Below are 8,931 nucleotides of genomic sequence, written 5' to 3' on the forward strand. Positions count from 1 at the left end.
CATGCTGATCGACAGCCATTGTCACCTCAATTACGCCAGCCTGGGTGAGGATGTGCCCGGCGTGCTGGCGCGGGCGCGTGCGGCGGGTGTCGGCGGCTTTTTGGCAATTTCCTGCCGTCAGAATGAGTGGGACGGTGTGATTGCCCTGGCCGATGCCCATAGCGGCGTGTGGGCGAGTGTGGGCATCCATCCCCACGAAGCGGATAGCCATCCCGCTACCGATGCGGCCACGCTGATCGCAGCGGCGCAGCATCCGCGCGTGGTTGCCATCGGCGAAACCGGCCTCGATTATTTTTACGACAAATCCGATCGGGAACGCCAACAGCAAAGCTTTCGCAGCCACATTGTCGCCGCCCGCACCGCTGGCCTGCCGATCATCGTGCACACCCGCGATGCCGAAGCCGATACGCTGGCGCTACTGAAGGAGCCCGGGCAGGGGACGCTGACCGGGGTAATCCACTGCTTCACCGCCAGCCAGGCCTTTGCAGATGAAGCACTTGCGCTGGGACTTTACATTTCCTTGTCAGGAATTGTCACCTTCAAGAACGCCCGCGACCTGCAGGCAACCGCAGCGACCATTCCAGCCGATCGTCTGCTGGTTGAAACAGATTCGCCCTATCTGGCCCCGGTGCCAATGCGCGGCAAAACCTGTGAGCCGGCGTTTGTTGCCCACACGGCACGCTTTGTGGCGCAGCTGCGCGGGGATAGCGAAGCGGCCCTGGCGGCGAAAACCACGGAAAATTTCCACCGCCTGTTCGCCAAGGCTGCGGCGTTGGCATGAGCCACTTCATCCTGACCGTTTCGGCCCAGGACAGGATCGGCATCGTGGCCGCTGTCACATCGTGGCTGGCGGCAAACGACGGCTTCATCATCGAATCCCAGCAATATGCCGATCTTGAAAGCGGGCGGTTCTTCATGCGGCTGGCCTTTCAGGGCGCCGGGCCAGCGTTTCCGCCGCAATCCGAATTGAAATCGGATTTCAAGTCTATCGCCGAACGCTATGATCTTGAATGGGATTTGGCTTCAACCGATGAACGCCTGCGCGTGATGATTGCCGTGTCCAAGGGTGGGCACTGCCTGAACGACTTGCTGCACCGCTGGCGCATCGGCAGCCTGCCGATCGACATTCCGCTCATCATCTCCAATCATGCCGATCTGGCGCCGCTGGCCGGCTTTCACGGCATCCCCTTTCATCATCTGCCGATCATCAATGGTGACAAGGCCGGCCAGGAAAGCCGCTTGCTGCAACTGGTCGAGGATCATCGCATCGATCTGGTCGTGCTCGCCCGCTATATGCAGGTGCTGTCCGATCAGGCGTGCCGGGCGCTTTCGGGCCGCTGCATCAATATTCATCACAGTTTCCTGCCCAGCTTCAAGGGCGCGCGCCCCTATCATCAGGCCCATGCCCGCGGCGTGAAATTGATCGGCGCGACCGCCCATTATGTGACGGGCGATCTGGACGAGGGCCCGATCATCGAACAAATGGCCGAGCGGGTGGACCACGGCCACACCGCCGATGCCATGGCCGCCATGGGCCGCGATCTCGAAGCGCAGGTGCTGGCACGCGCCGTGACCTGGGCGGCGCAGCGGCGGGTGTTGCCCAATGGCCAGCGCACCATCGTGTTCCGCCCATGAGTGTCAACGGCCCTGCAATGCGCATCACCATCCTGGGCTGCGGCACCTCATCGGGGGTGCCGCGCCTTGGCGGCCCAGATGGCGCCGGCAACTGGGGCGTCTGCGATCCGACCAACCCGAAAAATCGCCGCCGCCGGGTTTCGGTGCTGGTGGAAGCCGCCGGGCAGCGCGTGCTGATCGATTGTGGGCCGGATTTTCGCGAACAAATGCTGTCGGCCCGGGTCGCGTATCTCGACGCTGTGATCCTCACGCATGACCACGCCGATCATGTCCACGGCATCGACGATCTGCGCCAGATTTTTCATGCGATGCGGCGGCAGGTGGATGTTTATGCCAGCCCGGAAACCTTTGCGGTGCTGATGAGCCGTTTTCGCTATATATTTGAAGGCGCTGATCTCTATCCGGCTACCTGCCGCGCGCATCCGCTCTCCGGGCCGTTCATGCTGGGCGATCTGAAGATAACGCCATTTGCACAGTTGCACGGCGATATTGAATCGACCGGCGTGCGCTTCGATCATGGCGGCAAGAGCTTTGCCTATTCCACTGATGTTAATGGCTTTGATGATCGTGCCGATGCCGCGCTAACCGGCCTGGATCTGTGGGTTGTGGATGCCTTGCGCCGCGAAGGCCATAGCACCCACAGCCATTTGTCGCAGACACTGGGCTGGATCGCGCGTTGGCAGCCGGGCAGGGCGCTCACCACCCACATGGACCAATCGATGGATTATGACACGCTGTGCGCCGAATTGCCGGCCGGTGTGGCGCCGGCCTTTGATGGCCAGGTCATCGATCTGGCCTGAAGCGCCTACAGCGCCAGCACCGCAAAGCCCAAGGCCGCCGACAGGCTGACCAGGCTGGCCGCCGCGCCGACCAGCAACGGTTTGGGCCCGGACCGCATGATTTCCGCCAAGGGCGAACGGATGGCGGTGGCGGCCACGGACACGGCCAGCATCCAGCCGGACACATCTGATGCAAAACCGGTCACCGCCGCTGGAATAAAGCCCGTTGAATTGGCACCGGCCACCACGAAAAAGCCCAGCACGAACCATGGCAGCAGCGGCGCCGCCCGTTTCCCGCCGCTGATTTTCAGCGGCGCCGGAAAGGCCAGTGCCACCAGCGCCAGCGCCGGCGCCAACAGCGCCACCCGCGCCAGCTTGACGATGGTTGCCGTTTCGCCGGCTGCCGGCGAAAATGCATAACCAGCCCCAAGTGTCTGAGCAACATCGTGAATTGATGCACCAAGCACGAAACCGGCCTGCACATCACTCAGCTTGAAAAGCTCGCAAATTGCCGGATACAGCACCAGCGCCGCGCTGCTCATGGCGGATGTGCCAACCAGCACCAGAGTCAATTCCGATTGGCGCACCCGCCGGTCCGACAAGGTGGCAGAGATCGCCATGGCCGCCGAAGCGCCGCAGATGGCGACAGCGCCGCCCGACAAGGTGCCAAAGGCCGCGCCGAGCCGCAAAATGCGGGCCGCGAGAACGCCCGCCGCGATGGTCAATGCCACGATCACCACCACAGCAAACAAGGACAATGGGCCAAGCGCCATGATCTGCGCCAGCGTGATGCGCGCGCCAACCAGCACAATCGCCCAGCGCAGCAGCTCGCGGCTGGCCAGCGCCAGGCCGGGCGTCAAGCGTTGATCCGCCGACAGAAAGTTCATGGCGAGGCCAACCAATAGCGCCAGCAGTGTGAGCGGTGCGCCGTAACGATCCGCCAGGCTGGCGGCCGCCAACGTGGCCAGCAGCGCAACCAGCAAACCCGGCACATAATCGCGCCAGCCCGCCGCGCGCGTGCGTTCGATATCGCCGTACAGATCGGCAGCTTGCGGGAGTGGTGGCGGCGAAACGTCCATCGGCCTTGGTTAAGCCCAAGCCGGGGCTTCGCCAAGTAGCGCTTGTGAAGGCATAAAATTAAACATAATATATATTATCAACATCACGTCATGCCGACGAAGGTGGCCTATTGCCTGCCACCACGGCCCTTTTCGGCTTGCCAAGCATAGCGCGCGCTTGTCTACCTGCTGCCGGGCAACTGGCGGACACACAAGATGCGAACCATCACGGTCAACAACGGCGGCGTCGCGCTCAACGTGTTGGTTGCTGGCCCGGACAACAGCGACGAACTGCCCATCCTGTGTGTGCATGGCTGGCCCGAACTGGCGCACAGCTGGCGGCACCAGATCGCGCATTTTGCAGGCGCTCGGCGCCGGATCGCCGCCATGGATGTGCGCGGCTATGGCGGCAGCAGCAAGCCGCAGCCCGTCGCAGATTACACCTTGGCGGCGCTGGCATCGGATGTCGCCGCCGTGATCGCGGCGCTCGGCGGCCGGGCCATCCTGTTTGGCCATGATTGGGGCGCTCCCATCGTGTGGAACACCGCCCTGCGCTACCCTGAGCATGTGGCGGCAGTGGCCGGACTGAGCGTGCCGTTTTCGCCCTGGGGTGAGCTGCGCTTTCTGGATGTGATGCGCCAGCTACACGCGGGCAAATTCTTCTACCAATTTTATTTCATGGCCGAGGGTGTGGCCGAAGCCGAGCTAGCGGCCGATCCGGATGCGCTGCTGAAAATCTATCATGCGCTCTCGGGTGATACCGAATATCCGGGTTTTGGCCGCAAGGGGCCGGATGCGACGCTGCTGGAAGGGGTCGCCCTGCCCGATCCGCACCCGGCGTGGCTGCCGCCGCACGACCTGGCGGTGTATCAGGCGGCGTTTGCGGCCGGCGGCTGGCGCGGGCCGCTCAATCGCTACCGGGCGCAAGACATTGATTTTGCTGAAGCAGAAAGTCTGCGCGGGCAGCGCATTGCCCAGCCCGCCGCCTTCATTGCCGGCACGCGCGATCCGGTGCGGTATTTTGCGCCGGGCATGGATCTCTATGCCACCGCCGGTGCTGGCTGCGCGGATTTTCGCGGCACCACCCTGATCGAAGGTGCTGGCCATTGGGTGCAACAGGAAGCCGCCGCAGCCACCAACGCCGCCTTGTCAGCCTTTGTGGATGGCCTGTGAGCGCGCTGTCCCTTGATCGCTTGGCCGGTATCATGGCCCGGCTGCGTGATCCGCACACGGGCTGCCCGTGGGATCTGGCCCAGGATTTCGATACCATCGCGCCGTACACCATTGAAGAAGCCTATGAAGTGGCCGAAGCAATCGCCGCGCGTGACATGGCCGAACTGAAGAAGGAGCTGGGCGATCTGCTGTTTCAGGTGGTGTTTCACAGCCGCCTCGCTGAAGAAGCCGGGCACTTCGCCTTGAACGATGTGGTGACTGCGCTGTGTGAAAAAATGGAACGGCGCCATCCCCATATCTTTGGCGATGGCACCCGCGCCGCTGATGCAGCCGCACAGAAAGATGAATGGGAACGCATAAAGGCCGCCGAACGCGCCGCTGCCGGGCAACTGCATGCGCAGCCATCAGCCCTTGACGGGGTGGCCACTGCCCTGCCCGCCTTGATGCGCGCCGAAAAATTGCAGGCCCGGGCCGCGCGGGTCGGGTTTGAATGGCATGATACGGCCGGCGTGCGCGCCAAGCTGGACGAGGAGCTTGCCGAATTTGCAGCCGCCCAAACCGACGCGCACCGCGCCGAGGAAATGGGCGATGTGCTGTTTGTGGTGGCCAATCTGGCGCGCCGCCACGGCATCGATCCCGAAACCGCGCTGCGGGCCGGCAATGCCAAATTCGAGCGGCGTTTCAAGGCGATGGAGGCGCTGGCCGGGCCGGGCTTTGCCGCGCTTTCGCTGGATGAACAGGAAGTATATTGGCAGCGGGTGAAAGCGGCAGAGCGCGGCGAAGCCTGATGGTCAGCGCGCGTTTGGCTGCGCACGCAGCGCGGCACAGCGGTCACGCCCGGCCAGATCCTTGTGCAACGAAACAGCAAAGCCAGCATCAGCAGCCATCGCCATGATCGCTACACCCTGGCTGTGGCCGATTTCCAGTACAGCCAGCCCGTCGGTTGCCATCACACCCGCCAATTGCGGCAGGATGCGGCGGTAATCATCGAGGCCATCGGCGCCGGCAAACAAGGCGCTGGCCGGCTCATGGCGGCGCACTTCATCTGACATGGCCTCATCGTTGCCGATATAGGGCGGGTTGCACAGGATCAGATCGAAGCGTTCCGCCAGCGCGTCCGCCCAATTGCCGAAGCGAAATTCGGCGCGCGCATCAAGCCCGGTGCGCTGCGCATTTTGCTGCGCCACCACCAGCGCCGCGGCACTGGCATCGATGCCCAGCCCGGTTGCAGACGGCCATTCGCTGAGCGCCGCCAGCAGCAGCGCGCCCGAACCGGTGCCGAGATCGAGAATGCGCGCCGGCGGCCGGGTGCACAGACGCAGCGCCGTGTCGATCAGGGTTTCGCTGTCGGGGCGCGGAATCAGCACATCTGGCGTGACCAGCAGATCCAGCGACCAGAATTCGCGGCGGCCGGTGATATGGGCGACCGGTTCCCCCGCAGCGCGGCGATCAACTATGGTTTCATAAGCTTGTGGGTCAATGCTGCGGTCTGGATTGAGCAACAGATCGCCGCGTGTGCAGCCCCGTGCATACGCCAGCAGCACTTCGGCATCCAGGCGCGGCGTGTCACCGCCCATGCGCGCAGCCGCCGCATTCAGCAGATCGACAATCCGTGCTTTCACGCCAGGGAGGCCAACCGTGCCGCCTCATCCTCGGCAATCAGCGCGGTCACCACATCGTCCAGCGCGCCGGCCATGATTTCCGGCAGGCGGTGCAGGGTCAGGTTGATGCGGTGGTCGGTCACGCGGCCTTGCGGGAAATTATAGGTGCGGATGCGCTCCGATCGGTCGCCGCTGCCCACCATCGCCTTGCGGTCGGCTGATCTGGTGCTGGCCAGGCGTTCGCGTTCGGCATCGAACAAGCGGGTGCGCAGCAATTTCATCGCCCGCGCCTTGTTCTTGTGCTGGCTGCGTTCGTCCTGCACCGCCACCACCACGCCGCTGGGGATATGGGTGATGCGCACCGCGCTGTCGGTGGTGTTGACATGCTGGCCGCCGGCGCCTGACGCGCGATAGACATCGATGCGCAAATCCTTGTCATCGATGGCAATATCAACGTCACCGGCCTCGGGCAGCACGGCCACGGTGGCGGCGCTGGTGTGGATGCGCCCGCCCGCCTCGGTGGCCGGCACCCGCTGCACGCGGTGCACGCCGCTTTCAAATTTCAGCCGGGCGAACACGCCAGCGCCGGCCACGCTGGCAATGATTTCCTTGAAACCGCCCAGATCAGAGGCACTGCCGGATAATATTTCCCATTTCCAGCCATGGTTTGCCGCATAACGTTCATACATACGCGCAAGATCTCCGGCAAACAGCGCCGCTTCATCGCCGCCGGTGCCAGCGCGGATTTCCAGCACGGCGGAGCGTTCGTCCGCGGCATCGCGCGGCAGCAATTGCAACGCCAGCGCGCGCTCGGCAGCCGGCAAGCGCGCGCTGATGCTGGCCAGTTCCTCCTGCGCGATGCCGTGCATCTCGTCACTGGCCGGGATCGCGCGAAGTTGCTGCGCTTCGGCCAGCAAAGCCCGCCACGCCGCCGCCGCCGCCACCAGCGGGGTGAGTTCGGCATAATCCTTTGACAAAGCGACGAATTGATCTGGAGACAGCGCCGGATTGCCCATGTCGTTGGCCAATTGGCCGTGGCGGCGCTCGATCTGGGCGATGCGCTCAAGTGGCAGCATCATCCTTTCAGGCCGCCCCCGGCCAGCCGCGTGACAATGGCAGCCACCGCCTCGTGATTTGCCACCGGGATTTGCTCACCGCTGCCCAGATCGCGCACGGTCACGATGCCGGCCGCCACTTCATCTGCGCCGATCAGCACGGCCAGCGCTGCGCCTGACTTTCCAGCACGTTCCATCTTTTTCTTCAGATTGCCGCGCCAGTTCTGCTCGGCAGCAATGCCGGCCTTGCGCAGCCCGCTCAGCAGGCCCAGCGCCGCCTGCCCGGCGTCGTCCCCAACGGCGACGACGGCCACTTGCACATGCGGCATCGCGGGCTCCGCAACCAGCATCGCCAGCCGTTCGACGCCCGCCGCCCAGCCCACCGCCGGCGTGTCCGGCCCGCCCATGTGACCAATGAGGCCATCATAGCGCCCGCCGCCAAGCACAGTGCCTTGCGCGCCCAGGCTTTCGGTGACGAATTCAAACACGCTGTGCCGGTAATAATCCAGCCCGCGCACCAGCCTGGCATTGCGCGTCCAGGCGATGCCGCTGGCCTGCAAACCCTTCTGCAAACTCTCGAAAAACGCGCCGGCTTCCAATGTGAAAAAATCATCGATCTGCGGTGCGAGCGCCACTAGCGCAGCATCGCCTTCATCCTTGCTGTCGAGGATACGCAGCGGATTGCTGTCCAGCCGGCGCTGGCTATCCTCGCTCAGATCATCGCGATGGGCGGCAAAATGCGCCGCCACCGCTGCGCTCCAGGCGCTGCGCGTGTTCGGATCGCCCATGCTGTTCAGCGTCAGCACTACGCGGTCTGCCACGCCCAGCTCTTCCAGCAAGTGCTGGCCCAGCGCGATGACCTCCACGTCCGCGGCCGGTTCAGCCGCGCCCAATATTTCGGCATCCAGCTGGTGAAATTGCCGAAACCGACCCTTTTGCGGGCGTTCATACCGAAACAATGGCCCCCACGTCGCCAGCTTCAGCGGCGCCAATTGTTGCCAGCCATTTTCAATGAAGGCCCGCGCGATGCCGGCGGTGAATTCCGGCCGCAAACACATGGCATCGCCGCCGCGATCTTCAAATTCATACATTTCCTTGGAAACGACATCGGTGGTCTCGCCCAAGGAGCGCGCAAACACGGCGCTGCTTTCGAACACCGGCACTTCCACCCGGCCAAAGCCATACAGCAGCCGCACCCGATTGAACGCGGCAATCACGGAATCGAAACGGGCGGCGCCGTCCCCGATCATATCCTGCGTTCCCCGTGGTTTCTGCGGTGCGTTGCTCATTTTGCAGGCATAAGCGACAGCGCGCGGCGGTGCAATCGCTGCCCCCTTCCCCATCGTCAAAGCCTGCGCTAACCACAGAAAATGCGCATCATCCTTCCGCTTGCAATCGCCTTGCTGGCTGCCCCGGCGGCAGCGCAACGCTCCATGCCGCAGCCCTTGCCGATCGTGGATATGGTGCCCGCCGCCCGCGACACGCAATTTCCAGGCACGATGCGTGTGGCCGTTGATGCCACCGATACGCTGCGCGGCGTGTTGAAGGTGAGCCAGACCATCCCGGTGCCAGCCAATATTGCCGGCAGGGGCGGGCGCATGGCGCTGCTGTTTCCCAAATTCCTGCCCGG

The 8,931-nt window shown here is 63.9% G+C and carries 9 protein-coding genes and 1 pseudogene; 6 read left to right on the forward strand and 4 right to left on the reverse strand.

Annotation, left to right across the window (positions count from 1 at the left end; genetic code table 11):
• Position 1 precedes the first annotated feature (1 nt).
• The 3 genes from ABWP50_RS02990 to ABWP50_RS03000 are packed head-to-tail and all read left to right on the forward strand — an operon-like array spanning position 2 to position 2,435.
• Positions 2-781 (forward strand): TatD family hydrolase, encoded by a 780-nt coding sequence (locus ABWP50_RS02990; protein WP_353216504.1) that lies wholly within the window; start codon positions 2-4, stop codon positions 779-781.
• Complete coding sequence (purU, locus tag ABWP50_RS02995) at positions 778-1,635, forward strand: formyltetrahydrofolate deformylase (RefSeq protein WP_353216505.1); 858 nt, start codon at positions 778-780, stop codon at positions 1,633-1,635. Before ABWP50_RS02990 ends, purU begins: the two co-directional genes overlap by 4 nt.
• A gap of 17 nt (positions 1,636-1,652) precedes the next feature.
• The gene (locus tag ABWP50_RS03000) at positions 1,653-2,435 is read left to right on the forward strand and encodes an MBL fold metallo-hydrolase (RefSeq protein WP_353216550.1); all 783 of its coding nucleotides are present in this window, start codon (positions 1,653-1,655) and stop codon (positions 2,433-2,435) included.
• A 5-nt stretch (positions 2,436-2,440) separates the two neighbouring features.
• On the opposite strand, the gene ABWP50_RS03005 is transcribed toward ABWP50_RS03000, so the two are convergent.
• Entirely contained in the window at positions 2,441-3,493 is a 1,053-nt protein-coding gene (locus ABWP50_RS03005) for a YeiH family protein (RefSeq protein ID WP_353216506.1), read from the reverse strand.
• Positions 3,494-3,688: 195 nt separating this feature from the next.
• Here ABWP50_RS03005 and ABWP50_RS03010 point away from each other — a divergent pair, with 195 nt between their 5' ends.
• Both ABWP50_RS03010 and mazG read left to right on the forward strand, forming a co-directional pair.
• Positions 3,689-4,645 (forward strand): alpha/beta hydrolase, encoded by a 957-nt coding sequence (locus ABWP50_RS03010; RefSeq protein ID WP_353216507.1) that lies wholly within the window; start codon positions 3,689-3,691, stop codon positions 4,643-4,645.
• Positions 4,642-5,433: a nucleoside triphosphate pyrophosphohydrolase gene (mazG, locus tag ABWP50_RS03015; protein ID WP_353216508.1), complete on the forward strand. Its 792-nt coding sequence runs from the start codon at positions 4,642-4,644 to the stop codon at positions 5,431-5,433. Before ABWP50_RS03010 ends, mazG begins: the two co-directional genes overlap by 4 nt.
• Before the next feature lie 3 nt (positions 5,434-5,436).
• Here the strand turns inward: mazG and prmC are convergent, their stop codons facing one another.
• Genes prmC through hisS form a run of 3 tightly spaced genes read right to left on the reverse strand, consistent with a single transcriptional unit; the run spans position 5,437 to position 8,590 of the window.
• The gene (gene prmC / locus ABWP50_RS03020) at positions 5,437-6,267 is read right to left on the reverse strand and encodes a peptide chain release factor N(5)-glutamine methyltransferase (protein WP_353216509.1); all 831 of its coding nucleotides are present in this window, start codon (positions 6,265-6,267) and stop codon (positions 5,437-5,439) included.
• Positions 6,264-7,325, reverse strand: a complete 1,062-nt coding sequence (gene prfA / locus ABWP50_RS03025; RefSeq protein WP_353216510.1) for a peptide chain release factor 1 — start codon at positions 7,323-7,325, stop codon at positions 6,264-6,266. The genes prmC and prfA overlap by 4 nt, the downstream gene beginning before the upstream one ends.
• Positions 7,322-8,590 carry a histidine--tRNA ligase gene (hisS, locus tag ABWP50_RS03030; RefSeq protein ID WP_353216511.1) on the reverse strand — a complete coding sequence of 423 codons (1,269 nt, stop codon included), beginning with the start codon at positions 8,588-8,590 and terminating at the stop codon, positions 7,322-7,324. The genes prfA and hisS overlap by 4 nt, the downstream gene beginning before the upstream one ends.
• 81 nt (positions 8,591-8,671) lie before the next feature.
• On the opposite strand from hisS, the pseudogene ABWP50_RS03035 reads away from it, so the two are divergent.
• Positions 8,672-8,931, forward strand: a pseudogene (locus ABWP50_RS03035) (M61 family metallopeptidase); the annotation flags it as partial.

Origin of the sequence: Sandarakinorhabdus sp. (genome assembly GCF_040398645.1) — a bacterium.
Classification (GTDB): domain Bacteria; phylum Pseudomonadota; class Alphaproteobacteria; order Sphingomonadales; family Sphingomonadaceae; genus Sandarakinorhabdus.